The following is a 16601-nucleotide window of genomic DNA, read 5'->3' as shown; positions in this document are numbered from 1 at the left end:
CGCTAGCAAGGGCAGCAGGAGGGCCGCGCATGACCACCATCCTCGACCGCATCAGGACCTACAAGCTGGAGGAAGTGGCCGCGCGCAAGGCGGCGCGCCCGCTTGCCGAACTGGAGGAGGCCGCAGCCAACGCCCCCGCGCCCCGTGGATTCGAGGCCGCGCTGCGCCGGGCGGCCGCGCAGGGCTATGGCCTGATTGCGGAAATCAAGAAGGCCAGCCCGTCGAAGGGGCTGATCCGCGCCGATTTCGACCCGCCCGCACTGGCCCGGGCCTATGAGGCCGGGGGGGCGACCTGCCTGTCGGTGCTGACCGACGGACCGAGCTTCCAGGGCGACGACAGCTTCCTGACCGAGGCGCATCGGGCCACGAAACTGCCCTGCCTGCGCAAGGATTTCCTTTACGATCCCTGGCAGGTCACCGAGGCCCGCGCGCTGCATGCCGACTGCATCCTGATCATCATGGCCTCGGTCTCCGACGGCCAGGCGGCCGAGCTTGAGTCGGCGGCGCAGGCCCTGGGGATGGACGTGCTGGTCGAGGTGCATGACCGCGCCGAACTCGACCGGGCGCAACTGCTGTCGTCGGGCATGATCGGCATCAACAACCGCAACCTGCACAGCTTCGATGTGGATCTGGCAACCACCCGCACGCTTGCGCGGCTGGTGCCCGAGGATCGGTTGATCGTGGCAGAATCGGGCCTGTTCTCGCCCGCGGACCTTGCCGATCTTGCCCAGTACGGCGCGCGCTGCTTCCTGATCGGCGAGGCGCTGATGCGTCAGCCGGATGTCGAGGCCGCGACCCGCGCGATCCTGGCGCGGCCCCTGACGGCCGAAGGGGGCGCGTGATGCTGACGCATTTCGACGCGCAGGGCCGCGCCCAGATGGTCGATGTGTCGGACAAGCCCGTCACCGCGCGGCTGGCCGTTGCGCGGGGCGCGGTGCGGATGTCGGCCGAGACGCTGGCGCTGATCACCGAGGGGCGCGCGCAGAAGGGCGACGTGCTGGCGGTGGCCCGGCTTGCCGGGATCATGGCGGCCAAGCGCACCGCCGATCTCATCCCGCTGTGCCATCCGCTGCCGATCACGAAGGTCGCGCTTGACCTCTCTCCCGACCCGTCGCTGCCCGGCGTGCAGGTCGAGGCGACGGTCAGGACCGGTGGCCAGACCGGCGTGGAAATGGAGGCGCTGACCGCCGTGTCGGTGGCCTGCCTGACCGTCTACGACATGGTCAAGGCCGTGGAAAAGGGCATGGTGATCGAGGGCATACGGCTGGTCCTGAAGGACGGCGGCAAGTCTGGCCGGTTCGAGGCGCCATGATCCCGGTGGACGAGGCGCAGGCGCGGGTTCTGGCACTGTCGCGGCGCACGGAAATCGAACGGATTCCGCTGGCACGCGCCGCGGGGCGATGGCTTGCCGCCCCGGTCAGCGCGACGCGCGACCAGCCGCCGTTTGCCGCATCGGCGATGGATGGCTATGCGGTTTCGGGCCCGGTCGCGCCCGGTGCCACGTTCCGCGTCGTCGGCCGCGCGGCCGCAGGGCGCCGCTGGGACGGGCGGCTGGCGCCCGGACAGGCGATCCGGCTGTTCACCGGATCCCCGGTGCCCGAGGGGACGACGGCCGTGCTGATCCAGGAGGATGCCGAGGTTGCGGGCGACACCGTCACGGCCCGCGCGAACCACGACGGCGCACGCCACATCCGCGCCCGCGGGCAGGATTTCACCGAGGGATTCACCGTGGAACCGCGGCGTCTGCGACCGCTCGACCTCGGGTTGCTGGCGGCGATGAACCTGGCCGAGGTGCCGGTGGCGCGCCGCCCGGTGGTCGCGCTGATCGCCACGGGAGACGAGCTTGTCATGCCGGGCGAGGTGCCGCATGACGACCAGATCGTTGCATCGAACACGTTCGCCCTCAAGGCGATGGCCGAGGCTGAAGGCGCTGTGGTGCGGATGCTGCCGGTGGCGCGCGACGATCCGGCGCTGCTGGCGGCGGTGTTCGATCTGGCGGCGGGCGCCGACCTGGTCGTGACGACCGGCGGCGCCTCGGTCGGTGACCACGATCTTGTGGCGGGCGTCGCACAGTCGGCGGGCATGGAGGTGTCGTTTCACAAGGTGGCGATGCGGCCGGGCAAACCCCTGATGGCCGGCCGCATGGGCGGCGCGGCGATGCTCGGCCTGCCCGGCAATCCGGTGTCCGCCATCGTCTGCGGCCTGCTGTTCCTGCTGCCGCTGATCCGGTCGATGCAGGGCGACCCCGCACCCCTGCCGCGACCGCAGGCGGCGCGGCTGCTGACCGATGTGGGCCCGACCGGACCGCGCACGCATTACATGCGGGCGCGGATCGAACCTGGCGACGGGCTGCCCGGCATCGCACCCGATGCCCGGCAGGATTCGGCATTGCTGTCGGTGCTCGCAGGCGCCGATGCCCTGTTGATCCGGCCGGCGGGCGACGGGCCGCGCCTGGCCGGCGAAACCGTGACATTCCTGCCGATCTGACACGGCAGACTTGACACAAAGAGCGAACACGGGCAGAACATCAGGCGAACCCTTTTCTGCAATGCATGGGGACCCCTGCCGATGCTGACCCGCAAGCAACTGGAACTGCTGGATTTCATCCGCCAGCGGATGACTGCCGAAGGCGTGCCCCCCTCGTTTGACGAGATGAAGGATGCGCTCGACCTGCGGTCGAAATCGGGAATTCACCGGCTGATCACGGCGCTTGAGGAACGCGGGTTCATCCGGCGCCTTGCACATCGTGCGCGGGCACTGGAGATCGTGAAGCTGCCCGAGGCGATGGAACGGCCCGGTTTCCAGCCGAAGGCCTTCCCTGCCCCCGCCTTCACCCCCCGGGTGATCGACGGCGACCGTCCGCAGACCCCGCGCGGCGCCATGCCGGTACAGGCCGTGCATGCCACCGAGCTTCCGGTGATGGGCCGGATCGCGGCGGGCGTGCCGATCGAGGCGATTGCCGAAGTGTCGCATCATGTGGCCGTGCCGGGCTCGATGCTGACCGGACGAGGCAACCACTACGCGCTCGAGGTCAAGGGCGACTCCATGATCGAGGCCGGGATCAACGATGGGGACATCGTGGTGATCCGCGAACAGTCCACGGCCGAGAACGGCGATATCGTGGTGGCCCTGATCGAGGATCAGGAGGCAACACTGAAGCGGTTCCGCCGCCGCGGCGGCATGATCGCGCTCGAGGCGGCGAACCCGGCCTATGAGACGCGCGTGCTGCCCGACCACAAGGTGCGGGTGCAGGGCCGTCTTGTCGGGCTGATCCGCAGCTACTGATCCCGCCGCGGCGCGGGCGACCAGCGGCGGCGCGCGCCCTCGGTCGGCCGAAGGTGAAGGCCACCACCATCGACCCATGCCGCGATCGCACCGGTTTCGGCGCGCATCCGGTCGTCGATCACCAGGCAGCCAGGCGGTGTGCCCGTCGCCGCGCCGCGCAGGATCACCAGATCGGCCCGCGCGCAGGCCGACGCAAGGCGCGCCGTCGCGTCCTTGCCGGTCAGGTGCAGGCCCCTCAGGGTTCCCAGCAGGAAGCTCCGTTCATTGCCGGGGCCGTCGAACCCGGGGCGCGCTGCGGCCGCTGCCTGCGTGGCGCGGTCGCCGTCGTTTTCCAGCCACTGCCGGGCGGCGAAACCCGCGCCCTTCGCGGCGGACAGGGCCCGCCCCTCGGCGCCCGTCAGGCCCAGCAGGGCGCCGTCCGCGCTGATCAGAAGCGCGGGGCGCTCGGCGAGGGCCCAGCCCGCCACCGCGACAGCGACCGGGACAAGGCCGACGATCCGCGCCCACCCCGGCCAGACGATCAGCCAGAGCGCGCCAAGCGCCATCGCCGGCAGCACCCAGCCCGGTGGCACGGGCACCGTGGTCACCGCACCGTCGAGCGCCGCCACGCCATGCGCGACCGCAAGGATCCACCGCGTGCCCAGATCCATCGCGGCAAGTGGCAGTCCCTCCAGCCCCAGCGGCGCCAGAACCCCGGCGACCACGGCCGCCGGCATCACCAGCATGCCCATCACGGGCACCGCCAGCAGGTTGGCCAGCAGGCCATAGTCCGCCATGCGGTTGAAATGGGCCGCCGCGACCGGTGCGGTGGCAAGACCGGCAAGCATCGAGGAAAACAGCGTCATCGCCAGCGGCGCCAGCCACCATGGCAAGGACCGCTGCGAGAACCGGCCGCGCAGCGCACCGAACCCCGCGATCAGCGCGACGGTGGCGGCAAAGGACATCTGGAAGCCCGGTTCGGTCAGCGTCTCGGGCTGCAACAGCAGCAGGATCGTGCCCGCAATCGCCACCGACCGCAACGACAGCGCCCGCCGGTCGAACAGCACCGCCACCAGCATCACGGCCACCATCACATAGGCCCGCTCGGTCGCCACGTTGCCGCCGGACAGCAGCAGGTAGAACGCCCCCGCAAGCAGCGCGATGACCGCCGCGACCTTCTTGGCATTGATGCGCAGGGCCAGCGGCGGGATCAGCGCAAAGCCCCAGCGAAAGGCCGCAAAGACGAAGGCCGCCAGCAGCCCCATGTGCAGCCCCGAGATCGCCAGGAGATGCGCGAGGTTCGAGTCGCGCAGCGCCTGCAGCGCGGCGGGCGACAGCCCTGCCCTGTCGCCGGTCACAAGCGCCGCGGCGAATGCCCCCGAATCACCCGGCAGACGCGCCTCGACCCCCGCGCGGATCGTCGATCGCAGCCGGTTCACCCGCGCCTCGCCCGGCTCGGGATCGGCCCAGACCAGAACCGGCGTCCGGGCATATCCCACGGCCCCCAGCCCATCGAAATAGGCCATCCGGCGAAAATCGAAGCCGCCGGGTTCCACCGGCCCGTCCGGCGGCGAAAGATGCGCGGTCAGGATCACCACCTGGCCGGGCCAGAGATCGCCATGCCCCTCGGCCGCGCCGTGCAGCGACACGCGCACCCGTGCGGGTGTGCGGCGGGGCGGCACATCCGCAAGCCGCACGCGATCAAGCGTGAGGCGGGTGCGGTCGGCCTGCGACCGGTCGATGGTCACGATGCGGCCCTCGACCGGGCCGTAGTAGCGGAAGGACAGGCGCGGCGCGTCGACCATGCGGGCGCGCAGATCGGCCGCCAGAAAGCCTGCCGCGATACAGAACGCGGCAATTGCCAGCGGTGCCGCGGTGTCGCCGCCGCGCCAGCCGATCACCCCGCCCGCCAGCATGATCGCCCCGGCAAGCGCAAGCGCGCGCGGCGAGGGATCAGCGGGCAGCATGAACCAGAGGCCGACACCGCAGCCGATCAGCACCGGCACGAAGGGAAACAGCCGCCCGCGCGCCGCCGCCAGCGGTGCCGCAATCCACCACCGGAACTGCCACCCCGGCTGCGCACCCGCGATCATCACATCCGGGGCCGCCACCTTGCCCTTGCCCCCGTCCTTGCCTAGACACCTTCGGGCAGCCTACGGGCTTCATGGTTTCCGAAAGGTTAAGGCGCCCGACATGGCCCACACCCCTGCCCCGCGCCCCGTGGTCACGCGCTTTGCACCCTCGCCCACCGGCGACCTGCACATCGGCGGCGGACGCACCGCGCTGTTCAACTGGCTGTTCGCCCGGGGCCGCGGCGGCAAGTTCCTGCTGCGGATCGAGGACACCGACCGCGAAAGGTCCACGCCCGAGGCAACGGCCGCCATCCTGAAGGGCCTTGCGTGGCTGGGCCTCGACTGGGACGGCGAGGCGGTCAGCCAGTTCCTGCGCAAGGATCGCCATGCCGAGGTGGCCCATGCGATGCTGGCGCGCGACCGTGCCTATCGCTGCTTTTCGACGCAGGACGAGATCGAGGCGTTCCGCGAGGCGGCGCGGGCCGAGGGCCGGTCGACCCTGTTCCAGAGTCCGTGGCGCGATGCCGATCCGTCCTCCTGGCCCGACGCGCCCTTTGCGATCCGCATGAAGGCACCGCGCGCGGGCGAAACCGTGATCATGGATGCCGTGCAGGGCCGTGTGGTATTCCGCAACGATCAGCTGGACGACATGGTGGTGTTACGTTCGGACGGCACACCCACCTACATGCTGGCCGTCGTGGTGGACGACCACGACATGGGCGTGACGCATGTGATCCGGGGCGACGACCACCTGAACAACGCGGCACGCCAGCAGATGGTCTATGACGCGATGGGGTGGGAGGTGCCGGTCTGGGCGCATATCCCGCTGATCCACGGGCCGGACGGCAAGAAACTGTCGAAACGCCACGGCGCGACGGCGGTGGGGGACTATCAGGCGCAGGGCTATCCCGCGGCCGGGATGCGGAACTATCTGGCGCGCCTCGGATGGAGCCACGGCGACGACGAATTCTTCACCGACGCGCAGGCGATGGAATGGTTCGACCTGCCCGGCATCGGCCGCGCCCCGGCACGGCTGGACTTTCGCAAGCTCGAACATATCTGCGGGTTGCACATTGCGGCCATGGACAATGCTGCGCTGCTGCATGAACTGGTCGCCTACATGGCCGCAGCCGGGCTGCCCCCCTTGGGCGACGGGCCACGCGACACCCTGTCACGTGCGCTTCCGGTGGTGAAAGAGCGTGCCAAGACCTTCCCGGAACTCCTTGATAAGGCGCATTTCGCCCTGCTGTCTCGGCCGGTTCGGCCCGACGGTCAGGCGGCGTCCGCACTTGACTCGGTATCCCGTGGCATACTGAAATCCTTGACGCCGCAGCTGCAAAATGCAGAGTGGACGAAACCAGTGCTGGAGACCATCCTGACCGAAACGGCAGCCCGGAACGGACTCGCGTTCGGAAAACTGGCGGCGCCCCTTCGGGCGGCGATAGCGGGACGCACGGCGACACCCAGTGTCTATGACATGATGCTGGTCATCGGGCGCGACGAGACGGTGGCGCGGCTGGACGAGGCCTCGGCATAGCCGGCCCGTCCGCCCGCGCGAATGAAATTCGTCGTCCGACCACGGGGGCCGGACGGGCGCGGAAACCGGAAGGGGACGGACAATGGCCGAGACCAAGACCGCAAAGCTGACCATCGGCGACACCAGCTATGACTTGCCCATGAGATCACCCTCGCTGGGGCCCGACGTGGTGGACATCGGCAAGCTCTACGCGCAGGCCGACGTCTTCACCTACGATCCGGGCTTCACCTCGACCGCGTCCTGCGAGTCGACGATCACCTTCATCGACGGCGACAAGGGTGAACTGCTCTATCGCGGCTATCCGATCGACCAGCTGGCCGAGAAGTCGTCGTTCCTCGAAACCTGCTTCCTGCTGCTCTACGGCGAACTGCCGAGCGCGGCGCAGATGGCGGATTTCGAGAAGCGCGTGACGCGCCACACGATGCTGCATGAGCAGATGCAGTATTTTTTCCGCGGGTTCCGGCGCGACGCGCATCCGATGGCCACCATGGTGGGCGTGGTCGGCGCGATGTCGGCCTTCTATCACGACTCGACCGACATCAACGATCCCTGGCAGCGCGAGGTCGCGGCGATCCGGATGATCGCCAAGATGCCGACGATCGCCGCCTGGGCCTACAAGTATTCGATCGGCCAGCCCTTCGTCTATCCGCAGAACAACCTCGACTATGCCTCGAACTTCCTGCGGATGTGCTTTGCCGTGCCCTGCGAGGAATATGTCGTGAGCCCCGTCCTGGCCAAGGCCATGGACCGGATCATGACATTGCACGCCGACCACGAGCAGAACGCCTCGACCTCGACCGTGCGCCTGGCCGGTTCTTCGGGGGCCAACCCCTTTGCCTGCATCGCCGCCGGCATCGCCTGCCTCTGGGGCCCCGCCCACGGGGGCGCCAACCAGGCCTGTCTGGAAATGCTGCGCGAGATCGGCACCGTCGACCGCATTCCGGAATACATCGCCAAGGCGAAGGACAAGAATTCGGGCTTCCGGCTGATGGGCTTCGGCCACCGGGTCTACAAGAACTTCGACCCGCGCGCCAAGGTCATGAAGGAATCGGCGGACGAAGTGCTGGGCCTGCTGGGCGTCGAGAACAACCCGCTGCTTCAGGTCGCCAAGGAACTGGAGCGGATCGCGCTTTCCGACGAATACTTCATCTCGAAGAAGCTCTATCCGAATGTCGACTTCTATTCGGGCATCATCCTCGAGGCGATGGGCTTCCCGACCTCCATGTTCACGCCGATCTTTGCGGTCAGCCGGACCGTCGGCTGGATCGCCCAGTGGAAAGAGATGATCGCCGACAAGAACCAGAAGATCGGTCGGCCCCGGCAGTTGTACATCGGCGCCCCCAAGCGCGACTACGTCGATATCGCGCAGCGCTGACGCCAGGCAAATCGCAGTGGCACGGGGGCCTTCGGGCCCCCGTTTTCGTTCCCGGTGTCGCAAAACATTCACTGGCAGGACTGTCGATATTTCGTTATTTCGTGAATTATGGAAACGATGCAGGCAGCGGCGCTCTTCGCCGTTCTCGGACACGAAAACCGGCTGGAAATCCTGCGCATGCTGATGCGGCGCGCGCCGCAGGCCGTGCGGGCGGGCGAGATTGCGGGGGTGCTGGGCGTCGCGCCGTCAACGCTGTCGGCGCATCTGGCGGCGCTTGAAGGCGCGGGGCTGATCGGTTCGGAGCGAAGCGGCCGTCTGGTGCTGTACCATGCCGAAGTGGCCATGGCCGGTGCGCTGATCGGTTTCCTGTATGACGACTGCTGCCGGGGCCGGGCCGACCTGTGCCTTCCCGGCCTCACATCCACACCGTTGGGGAAAACCGCGATGTCCGAACCGTTCCACGCCCTCTTCATCTGCTCGGGCAACTCGGCCCGCTCGATCTTTGCCGAAGCATTGCTGCGCGACCTCGGTCAGGGCCGGTTTGCGGCACATTCGGCGGGCACCCGGCCACGGTCCGAACTGAACCCCTTCGCGCTCGAGGTGCTGGCAAGGAACGGGCACGACACATCCAGCCTTCGGGCCAAGAACGTGTCCGAGTTCCAGGGCGCGGAGGCGCCCCGGCTCGATTTCGTCTTCACGGTATGCGACGCGGCCGCGAACGAGGCCTGCCCGCCCTGGCCAGGACAGCCCATCACCGCCCATTGGGGGATGCCTGATCCGGTCAAGGCCGAGGGGACCGAGGCCGAGAAGGCGCTGGCCTTCGCCAGGGTCTATGGCGAATTGCGCCGCCGGATCATCGCCTTCACCGCGTTGCCGGTTGCCGAACTGACCAAGCTCGCCCTGCAGGAGCGTGTCGACGCCATCGGCCGCAGCCAAGCCTAGCCGGAAAGGACCTGAAATGCCGCGCATTGCCATCAACGGCCTTGGCCGCATCGGGAAACTCGTGCTTCGCCGCATGGTCGACGAAGGGCTGCACCACGATGTCGCGCTGCTGAACGATCCGTCCGGCACGCCTGAACAGCATGCCCTGCTGATGGAATTCGATTCGATCCATGGCCGCTGGCGGGGTGACATCGGGCACGATGCCGAGGCCCTGACGATTGCCGGCCACCGGATGCGCCTGACGGCGGAACGGACCATCGAGGCGATGCCGCTGGCAGGCATCGACCTGGTGGTCGACTGCACCGGCGTCTTCAAGACCGGCGCACGGATCGAACCCTATTTCGGGGCGGGCGTGCGCAAGACCGTGGTGTCGGCCCCGGTCAAGGACGGCGATGCGCTCAACCTCGTCTACGGGGTCAACCACCACCTCTACGACGCCGCACGGCACCGCATCGTCACCGCCGCCTCATGCACCACGAACTGCCTCGCGCCGGTGGTCAAGGTCATCCATGAAACCCTCGGGATCGAACACGGCATGATCACCACGATCCACGATGTCACGAATACCCAGACCATCGTGGACCGTCCGGCCAAGGACATGCGGCGCGCGCGCTCTGCATTGGTCAACCTGATCCCGACGACCACCGGATCGGCCACCGCGATCACGCTGATCTATCCGGAATTGAAGGGCCGCCTGAACGGTCATGCGGTGCGGGTGCCGCTGCTGAATGCCTCGCTCACCGACTGCGTGTTCGAGGTGCGGCGCCCGACGACCGAGGCAGAGGTCAACGCCCTGCTGCGGGCGGCAGCCGAGGGGCCGCTGGAGGGGATTCTAGGGTACGAAGACCGCCCGCTTGTCTCGTCCGACTTCCTGAACGACCCGCGATCGGCGATTGTCGATGCCGCCTCGACCATGGTGACGAACGGCACGCAGGTGAAGATATTCGCCTGGTACGACAATGAATGGGGCTACGCCTGCCGGTTGGTGGATGTGACCCGGATGGTGGCGGCATCGCTGTGAAACTGTCTCGGCCTCTGGCGGCCTATGGGGCAGTAACCGCAGCCTACTGGGCCTTCATGCTTTCGGACGGCGCACTGCGCATGCTGGTGTTGCTGCACTTCAACGCGCTCGGCTTCACACCGGTGCAACTGGCCTGGCTATTTCTGCTCTACGAGATCGCGGGCATCGTGACCAATCTCTGCGCGGGCTGGATCGCCGCGCGCTTCGGCCTGACAACCACGCTTTACGCCGGGCTGGGCCTGCAGGTGGCGGCGCTGCTGGCGCTGTCGCAGCTCGATCCCTCCTGGTCGGTTGCGGCGTCGGTCGGCTTCGTGATGGTGGTGCAGGGCGCATCGGGGGTGGCCAAGGATCTGGCCAAGATGTCCTCGAAATCCGCCGTCAAGGTTCTGGCACCCGGCGAAGGCGCGCTTTTCCGCTGGGTGGCGATCCTGACGGGATCAAAGAACGCGGTGAAGGGGGCGGGGTTCTTCGTCGGTGCGGTCCTGCTGGCAACGGCCGGCTTCGTGCCTGCGGTTCTTGCGATGGCCGCCGTTCTTGCCACGATCCTGCTGGGGGTGGTGCTGTTCATGCCCTCCGGCCTGCCCGCAGGCCGCAAGGAGGCAAAGCTCAGCCAGGTCTGGTCGACGGACGCGCGTGTGAACCGCCTGTCGCTGGCGCGGATGTTCCTGTTCGGGGCGCGCGACGTGTGGTTCGTCGTGGGCATCCCCGTCTATTTCCAGTCGATCCTGTCAGACGGCACGGATGACGGGCGCCGCGCAGCGTTCTTCCTGATCGGCGGCTTCATGGCCGCGTGGATCATCGCATATGGCGCCGTGCAGGCGGCAGCGCCGCGCATCCTTTCGGGCACGGCGGATCTTGCCCGCGCGGCCGCCCTGTGGGTGGGCATCCTGGCCGCGATACCCGCGATCCTGGCGCTGGCCGCGGTGCTTGCCGCAGGCCCGACCGGCTGGCTGACCGCCACGCTGATCGCGGGCCTGATGCTGTTCGGCTTTGTGTTTGCCGTGAACTCGGCGCTGCATTCCTACCTGATCCTGGCGTTCACGAGCACCGAACGGGTCACGATGGACGTCGGGTTCTACTACATGGCCAATGCAGCGGGTCGTCTGGCGGGCACGCTTCTGTCGGGGGTCAGCTACCAGATCGGCGGCCTGCCCGCCTGCCTTGGGACGGCGGCCGCGATGGCGGCGCTGTCCTGGCTGGCCGCGCGCCGCCTGCCCCCCACGACAGGCAGCACCTCCGCCACGGTTTCCGACGACTGAGCCTAGCCGCGCGCCTGCCGCCAGTCGTCGAGCGCGGGATTGCCCGGTTCCGGAACCTCGGGCGCCGCGGCAGCAGGGGCGGCCACCGGCCGCATCCGGAAGTAATGCGCCTCGCGCGCGCCAAAGTAGAACCCGACCACCGCAGCCAGCAGCCACCACAGCGGTTCCGGCACCGCATTCAGCCCGACCATCCGCGCGCCGAAGCCCGCGGGATCGGCCATGGCATAGACGAACAGGCCCATGGTCCCGAAGGCAAGCATCGGACGCGGCAGGCGGTTCAGCCCGTTCACGAAACGGTCGAACCAGCCCGCGGGCGCATTGGTGAACTCCACCCCGAACTGCCGCAGCGCCGCCGACTGGGCCTCGGCGCCAAGCTCCATCCGCCGCGTCGCGTTCGGCGTGAAGACCTCCGCAATGCCCTTCGCCGCCTCGGCGGTGGCCGCGATGGCGGCAGGGCCGCCCAGAATCTTGCCGATCACACCCATGCCGCCACCCTGGCGCGATGCTGTGCCTCGGTCAGCCGATACCGCGCCGCCATGAATTCCTCCGCCCGGTTGATCCACCCGCCCTTCCCGCCATCCCGGCGACGGGCATACTTGCGGCTGGCGGGGCGGGCGTCGGCAAGCGCGTAATAGTAGTTGCGCCGCGCGATCGCATAGGCATCGGCGAGATGCGATGGCGCCGCCTCCCAGGCCGCCTGCGCGGCGTGGATGGTCTGCGGCCCGATCGCACCGTCCGCATCGCAGGGAAAACCCATGTCGGTCAGCAGGCGCTGCAGCACCTTCACCGCGTTCCCGCCCGCGTTCACATACATGTCGAACACCGACGGCTGGATGGCATCGGGCAGGGCGTCGATGCGGGGGCGGCGGAAATAATGCTCGACGAAGATGCGCTGCGCGTCGGCCCGTGTCAGCCGCTTCACGTCATCGACGGTCACCTGACCGTCGCCGGTCAGGTCAAGGCCCAGCCGTCGCAGGGTGTGGATTGTCACACCGTACTTGGTGGCGCCGCCGGGATCGTCCGGGTCGTTCACGAACCCGCCTTCGCGGGCGACGATTTCGGCTGCAATGTCTTCGATGGTCTTCATGGCCTGCCTCCGGCTTTGCGGGGCAAGGCTGGCGTCATGACGTTAACGGTGGCTCAATCAGCCGTTCGGTGCCTTCGGGTCCTTGTAGACGCCCTGTTCCTTCAGCACGTCCACGACCTCTTTCGGCATGTAGGTTTCATCGTGCTTCGCAAGGATTTCGGATGCTTCGAAAACCCCATCGACATAGCGGCCGGTGCCCACCATTCCCTGCCCCTCGGCGAACAGGTCCGGTAGGATCCCGGTATAGGCCACGGGCACCGTCGCATTCGTGTCGGTCACGCGGAACCGGATGGTCTCGCCCTGGCCGCGCTCGATCGACCCCTCCTCGACCAGACCGCCGATCCGGAACGTCTCGGTCGGAGGAGGCGGCGCCTCGACCACCTGGGTCGGAGACCGGAAGAAGTTGATGCCGTCGCCCATCGCATAGACGACCAGAACGGTTGCAATGATCAGCGCAGAGAAGGTCATCAGGATGACCTGGACACGCCGCCTTTTCTTCAGGGACTTCATTGCCATACCGTCACACCCTTCTACGGGAACACGGGCGCGAGTGTCAGGCCCGCCGTTTCCTCGATCCCCAGCATCAGGTTCGCGTTCTGGATGGCCTGCCCCGACGACCCCTTGGTCAGGTTGTCGAGAACCGACACGATCACCGCGCGCCCCGGGATGCGATCGCCGATCACACCCAGATGACAGAAGTTGGACCCTGCGATGTCGCGCGTCGAGGGGAGTGTGCCGAAAGGTAGCACCTTCAGGAAGGGCTCTGCGGCATAGGCCGATGCAAGCGTCGCGTGAACCGTCGCGGGGTCGGCCTTGACGTAGACGGTGGCCAGGATGCCCCGGTTCATCGGCAACAGGTGCGGCGTGAACTGCACATGCACGGGGCGCCCCGCCAGGGCGCTGAATTCCTGATCGAATTCTCCCAGATGCCGGTGCCTGCCCCCGGCGGAATAGGCGTGCGTGCCGCCCGACAGTTCCGCGTGCAGCAGGTTTTCCTTCAGGCTGCGCCCCGCACCGGACACCCCGGCCTTCAGGTCGATCAGGATATCGTCAAGGTCCAGCACACCTGCTGAAATCAGCGGACGCAGCGCATATTGCCCCGCAGCGGCATTGCAACCGGTGCCCGCCACCAGCCGCGCCCCCCGGATCGCATCGCGGTAGAACTCGGTCAGCCCATAGACCGCCTCGGCCTGCAGATCGGTCGCGGCGTGGGGCTGGCCATACCATTTCGCGTATGCGGCGGGGTCGCGCAGCCGGAAATCGGCGCTCAGATCGACAATCCTCAAGCTGCGCGGGAGGTTTGCGACCACTTGTTGAGTCGTCGCATGAGGAAGCGCGCAGAAACACAGGTCAATGCTGGAAAAATCGATCTCCTCGATCTTCACCAGCGAGGGCAGGTCCAGGTGGCGCAGAAACGGGAACACCTCAGCCATGGCCATGCCTGCCTTGCGGTCCGCCGACAGTGCAACGATGCGCATGGAGGGGTGCGTGGCGATCAGGCGCACGAGTTCGGCCCCCGTATAGCCCGATGCGCCCAGGATGGCGATGCGATGCGTCATGACTCTGACCCTTTGATGAGCGCGGCCTTTCTGCGCAAATCGCGGGCCTTTCGCAACCGGCAATCTGCGGTGGTCCGCGTGGAACGCGCGGCCAGCCCCTGACGGTCGGCCGCGATGTCGCCGAGGCGCCTGGACCCGCGCTCTCCGGCATCTTCTCTTGTGCCACGCGCGGGCCGCAAGGGCGGGACAGCGGCAACACGAACGCGAGCGACCGGGTACCACCAGGAGATCGGGGTCGCTGCCCCCCGGGGAACGAACCGCTGTTCAGGCGGCCGCCTTTCCACTAGTCTTGGCGTCAAGGACATTGAGCAACTTCCGTTTCAGAAAAGGGTGGACCAGATGGGTGACGCCAAGATTCCGGTCGTGCTGGGCAAGGTGACCGTGGTGAAGAGTTTCGATGCCAAGATGAACAAGGTCGCCGGGGACGCCTTGCGATCCGAGATCGAGGCCGCCGTGAAGAAATCCGGAAAGCTGGCCCTGGCGGGGTCCGTGTCCGGCAAGGACAAGGGATTCGAGATTCAGGCCCGGATTGTCGTGATCGAGATGGACGACAAGAAGGGTGAGCTTTCCGGCAGCATCGAATTGATCCTTCACACCCTGCCCGGCCCCAAGATGTTCAGCAAGGTGACCGGCAACAGCAAGTTTCAGGGGATCAACCCCAAGAAACTCGAAAAGGAAGTGTCCGACCTGATGGCCGAGATCATGAAGAAGTCAGGCCCCACGCTGAAGAAGGGGCTGGAAGACAAGATCGACGCGATGTAGCGCCGTCACGCCGCTTCAAACGCCACGCGCTTGCGCAGGAACTGCGTCGCCCTGTCGCTGACCGCGCGGGGATCGCCCGTGGTCAGGAACCGCGAAACGGTGCCCGACCCCAGAAACTCCGGCCGCCGCGAAAGGTAGTCGGCCAGGGCTTCCGCCACCAGATTGGCCTGCGAGTACACCTTGACCTGCGGTCCAAGGGCCTCGGAAAAGACCTTCTCCATCAGCGGGTAATGCGTGCAGCCCAGCACCGCTGCCTGCGGATGGGGCATCCGGCGCTTCAACGCCTCGACATGGCTGCGCACGAGCGCTTCGGCCAGCAATTCGTCGCCCTGCTCGATGGCATCGACCACGCCGCCGCACGGCTGCGCCTCGACATCGACGCCGATGGCCCGGAACGCCAGTTCGCGCTGAAACGCGCGGCTGGCCACGGTGGCGGGCGTGGCGAACAGCGCCACGTGCTTGACCGCCACCTCTCGGGGCGGGCTGTTGTCGCCCCATTGCCGTTCGGTCAGCGCCTCGATCAGCGGCACGAAGACACCCAGAACCCGCTTGTCACGCGGCACCCAGGTTTCCTGCATCCGCTTCAGCGCCGCTGCACTGGCGGTATTGCAGGCAAGGATCACCAGATCGCAACCTTCGGCCCACAACCGCTCGACCGCCGCACAGGTCAGGTTGAAGATGTCGTCATGCGTGCGCACACCGTAGGGTGCATGGGCATTGTCGCCGAGATAGACGAACGGCACATCGGGCAACCGCCGCGCCACGGCATCGAGGACGGTCAGGCCCCCGAGCCCCGAATCGAACACGCCAACGGCCACGCCCTGCCCCCTCAGCCCCGGTTCCGGTATTTTTCCTCGAACTCGTAGCCATAGTCATAGGACTTCAACGGAAGCGGCGAAAGGGCGTAGGTTTCCCGGCGCAGGAAATCCATCATGCCCTTGGGATCAGATTTGAGCGGGTCAAGGCGGGTGCTGGCAATGGGGTCGCCTATGACCACGCGCACCGGTTCGTCGATGCGCGACCGGAACTCCTTGATCAGCAGGCCAAGGCGCAGGGTGCTGTGCATGTGGCTTGCCAACTGGAACAGGCGCGAATTGTGCCCGACAAAGAAGATCGGCACGACCGTCGCGTCCGACTTGGCGATCATCTTGGCGGTGAAGTTGCGCCAGCCGGGATCCATCGGGCGCGAGAACGGCTTGGCGGCCGTAGACACCGTGCCGCCCGGGAATACCCCGATCGCGCCGCCGCCGCCGAGGTAGTCAAGTGCCGCAGCCCGGGTCTGAAGGTTGAGCCTGACCGCTTCCTTGGTCTCGTCGAACGAGATCGGCAGGATAACCCGGTTCAGCGCCTCGGCCCGGCGAAACACCGAATTGGCGAGGATGCGGAAATCACCGCGCGCGGCATCCAGAAGGTGCCCCATCATCAGGCCGTCGAGAATGCCGTAGGGATGGTTCGCGATCAGGATCAGCGGACCGTTCGCCGGAATGTTCGCCAGACTTCCGCCCACCACATCCAGCGACAGGCCGAACCTTTCCGGCATCACCTGCCAGAACGACCGGCCGCGCTGCACCTCATGCTCATAGCCCTCGGCACGGCGGATCAGGCCGATGCGTCCGGTGACATTCTCCAGCACCCGGATGAAGGTGCGGCCCCAACGGGTCTGCGCGGAAGACGCATAACTGATGTCGCGCGTGACTTCGTTCTTCGGCATCGCCGCCAGACC

At 67.3% G+C, this 16601-nt stretch carries 17 protein-coding genes; 10 read left to right on the top strand and 7 right to left on the bottom strand.

The features are described from left to right. The first annotated feature begins 29 nt into the window (after nucleotides 1-29). From trpC to lexA, 4 genes are all read left to right on the top strand, one after another. Complete coding sequence (gene trpC / locus KF887_09705; GenBank protein QYK43336.1) at nucleotides 30-842, top strand: indole-3-glycerol phosphate synthase TrpC; 813 nt, start codon at nucleotides 30-32, stop codon at nucleotides 840-842. Beyond that, nucleotides 842-1312, top strand: coding sequence for a cyclic pyranopterin monophosphate synthase MoaC (gene moaC / locus KF887_09700; GenBank protein ID QYK43335.1), 471 nt, complete (start codon nucleotides 842-844; stop codon nucleotides 1310-1312). The genes trpC and moaC overlap by 1 nt, the downstream gene beginning before the upstream one ends. Further along, nucleotides 1309-2487 (top strand): molybdopterin molybdotransferase MoeA, encoded by a 1179-nt coding sequence (locus tag KF887_09695; protein ID QYK43334.1) that lies wholly within the window; start codon nucleotides 1309-1311, stop codon nucleotides 2485-2487. The genes moaC and KF887_09695 overlap by 4 nt, the downstream gene beginning before the upstream one ends. An 81-nt stretch (nucleotides 2488-2568) precedes the next feature. Further along, entirely contained in the window at nucleotides 2569-3285 is a 717-nt protein-coding gene (lexA, locus tag KF887_09690; protein ID QYK43333.1) for a transcriptional repressor LexA, read from the top strand. Here the strand turns inward: lexA and KF887_09685 are convergent. Then, nucleotides 3279-5357 carry a ComEC family competence protein gene (locus tag KF887_09685; protein QYK43512.1) on the bottom strand — a complete coding sequence of 693 codons (2079 nt, stop codon included), beginning with the start codon at nucleotides 5355-5357 and terminating at the stop codon, nucleotides 3279-3281. The genes lexA and KF887_09685 overlap by 7 nt on opposite strands. Before the next feature lie 100 nt (nucleotides 5358-5457). Here KF887_09685 and KF887_09680 point away from each other — a divergent pair, with 100 nt between their 5' ends. From KF887_09680 to arsJ, 5 genes are all read left to right on the top strand, one after another. After that, nucleotides 5458-6873: a glutamate--tRNA ligase gene (locus KF887_09680; GenBank protein ID QYK43332.1), complete on the top strand. Its 1416-nt coding sequence runs from the start codon at nucleotides 5458-5460 to the stop codon at nucleotides 6871-6873. An 82-nt stretch (nucleotides 6874-6955) separates the two neighbouring features. Continuing rightward, complete coding sequence (locus KF887_09675; GenBank protein QYK43331.1) at nucleotides 6956-8248, top strand: citrate synthase; 1293 nt, start codon at nucleotides 6956-6958, stop codon at nucleotides 8246-8248. A 108-nt stretch (nucleotides 8249-8356) separates the two neighbouring features. Beyond that, nucleotides 8357-9190 carry a metalloregulator ArsR/SmtB family transcription factor gene (locus tag KF887_09670; protein ID QYK43330.1) on the top strand — a complete coding sequence of 278 codons (834 nt, stop codon included), beginning with the start codon at nucleotides 8357-8359 and terminating at the stop codon, nucleotides 9188-9190. A gap of 16 nt (nucleotides 9191-9206) precedes the next feature. After that, complete coding sequence (locus KF887_09665; GenBank protein QYK43329.1) at nucleotides 9207-10211, top strand: ArsJ-associated glyceraldehyde-3-phosphate dehydrogenase; 1005 nt, start codon at nucleotides 9207-9209, stop codon at nucleotides 10209-10211. Then, nucleotides 10154-11470, top strand: coding sequence for an organoarsenical effux MFS transporter ArsJ (gene arsJ, locus KF887_09660; GenBank protein ID QYK43328.1), 1317 nt, complete (start codon nucleotides 10154-10156; stop codon nucleotides 11468-11470). Before KF887_09665 ends, arsJ begins: the two co-directional genes overlap by 58 nt. Nucleotides 11471-11472: 2 nt before the next feature. Here the strand turns inward: arsJ and KF887_09655 are convergent, their stop codons facing one another. The 4 genes from KF887_09655 to argC are packed head-to-tail and all read right to left on the bottom strand — an operon-like array spanning nucleotide 11473 to nucleotide 14116. Continuing rightward, a complete protein-coding gene (locus KF887_09655; protein QYK43327.1) occupies nucleotides 11473-11955 on the bottom strand; it encodes a holin family protein in 483 nt (160 codons plus the stop codon). Further along, nucleotides 11946-12557 carry a peptidoglycan-binding protein gene (locus KF887_09650; protein QYK43326.1) on the bottom strand — a complete coding sequence of 204 codons (612 nt, stop codon included), beginning with the start codon at nucleotides 12555-12557 and terminating at the stop codon, nucleotides 11946-11948. Before KF887_09650 ends, KF887_09655 begins: the two co-directional genes overlap by 10 nt. A gap of 57 nt (nucleotides 12558-12614) precedes the next feature. Beyond that, nucleotides 12615-13067: a cytochrome c maturation protein CcmE gene (ccmE, locus tag KF887_09645; protein QYK43511.1), complete on the bottom strand. Its 453-nt coding sequence runs from the start codon at nucleotides 13065-13067 to the stop codon at nucleotides 12615-12617. A 20-nt stretch (nucleotides 13068-13087) separates the two neighbouring features. Beyond that, entirely contained in the window at nucleotides 13088-14116 is a 1029-nt protein-coding gene (argC, locus tag KF887_09640; GenBank protein QYK43325.1) for an N-acetyl-gamma-glutamyl-phosphate reductase, read from the bottom strand. A 339-nt stretch (nucleotides 14117-14455) separates the two neighbouring features. Between argC and KF887_09635 the strand changes: the two genes are divergently transcribed. Next, a complete protein-coding gene (locus tag KF887_09635) occupies nucleotides 14456-14878 on the top strand; it encodes a hypothetical protein (GenBank protein ID QYK43324.1) in 423 nt (140 codons plus the stop codon). A 5-nt stretch (nucleotides 14879-14883) separates the two neighbouring features. Here the strand turns inward: KF887_09635 and KF887_09630 are convergent, their stop codons facing one another. Together KF887_09630 and KF887_09625 are read right to left on the bottom strand one after the other, a co-directional pair. Further along, nucleotides 14884-15696, bottom strand: a complete 813-nt coding sequence (locus KF887_09630) for an aspartate/glutamate racemase family protein (GenBank protein QYK43323.1) — start codon at nucleotides 15694-15696, stop codon at nucleotides 14884-14886. Nucleotides 15697-15707: 11 nt separating this feature from the next. Next, the gene (locus KF887_09625) at nucleotides 15708-16589 is read right to left on the bottom strand and encodes a lysophospholipid acyltransferase family protein (protein ID QYK43322.1); all 882 of its coding nucleotides are present in this window, start codon (nucleotides 16587-16589) and stop codon (nucleotides 15708-15710) included. Nucleotides 16590-16601: the final 12 nt, after the last annotated feature.

The organism is Paracoccaceae bacterium (assembly GCA_019454225.1).
Lineage (GTDB): Bacteria > Pseudomonadota > Alphaproteobacteria > Rhodobacterales > Rhodobacteraceae.
Note: the sequence above shows the minus strand (reverse complement) of the source record. Positions and strands in the feature narration are given on the sequence as shown.

Bases quoted from the DNA above. Each gene is read 5' to 3' on its own strand.
- trpC (QYK43336.1), top strand. From the start codon at position 30: ATGACCACCATCCTCGACCGCATCAGGACCTACAAGCTGGAGGAAGTG.
- KF887_09670 (QYK43330.1), top strand. From the start codon at position 8,357: ATGGAAACGATGCAGGCAGCGGCGCTCTTCGCCGTTCTCGGACACGAA.
- KF887_09655 (QYK43327.1), bottom strand. From the start codon at position 11,955: ATGGGTGTGATCGGCAAGATTCTGGGCGGCCCTGCCGCCATCGCGGCC.
- lexA (QYK43333.1), top strand. From the start codon at position 2,569: ATGCTGACCCGCAAGCAACTGGAACTGCTGGATTTCATCCGCCAGCGG.
- KF887_09685 (QYK43512.1), bottom strand. From the start codon at position 5,357: ATGATCGCGGGTGCGCAGCCGGGGTGGCAGTTCCGGTGGTGGATTGCG.
- moaC (QYK43335.1), top strand. From the start codon at position 842: ATGCTGACGCATTTCGACGCGCAGGGCCGCGCCCAGATGGTCGATGTG.
- KF887_09625 (QYK43322.1), bottom strand. From the start codon at position 16,589: ATGCCGAAGAACGAAGTCACGCGCGACATCAGTTATGCGTCTTCCGCG.
- arsJ (QYK43328.1), top strand. From the start codon at position 10,154: ATGGGGCTACGCCTGCCGGTTGGTGGATGTGACCCGGATGGTGGCGGC.
- KF887_09635 (QYK43324.1), top strand. From the start codon at position 14,456: ATGGGTGACGCCAAGATTCCGGTCGTGCTGGGCAAGGTGACCGTGGTG.
- ccmE (QYK43511.1), bottom strand. From the start codon at position 13,067: ATGAAGTCCCTGAAGAAAAGGCGGCGTGTCCAGGTCATCCTGATGACC.
- argC (QYK43325.1), bottom strand. From the start codon at position 14,116: ATGACGCATCGCATCGCCATCCTGGGCGCATCGGGCTATACGGGGGCC.
- KF887_09695 (QYK43334.1), top strand. From the start codon at position 1,309: ATGATCCCGGTGGACGAGGCGCAGGCGCGGGTTCTGGCACTGTCGCGG.
- KF887_09680 (QYK43332.1), top strand. From the start codon at position 5,458: ATGGCCCACACCCCTGCCCCGCGCCCCGTGGTCACGCGCTTTGCACCC.
- KF887_09675 (QYK43331.1), top strand. From the start codon at position 6,956: ATGGCCGAGACCAAGACCGCAAAGCTGACCATCGGCGACACCAGCTAT.
- KF887_09650 (QYK43326.1), bottom strand. From the start codon at position 12,557: ATGAAGACCATCGAAGACATTGCAGCCGAAATCGTCGCCCGCGAAGGC.
- KF887_09665 (QYK43329.1), top strand. From the start codon at position 9,207: ATGCCGCGCATTGCCATCAACGGCCTTGGCCGCATCGGGAAACTCGTG.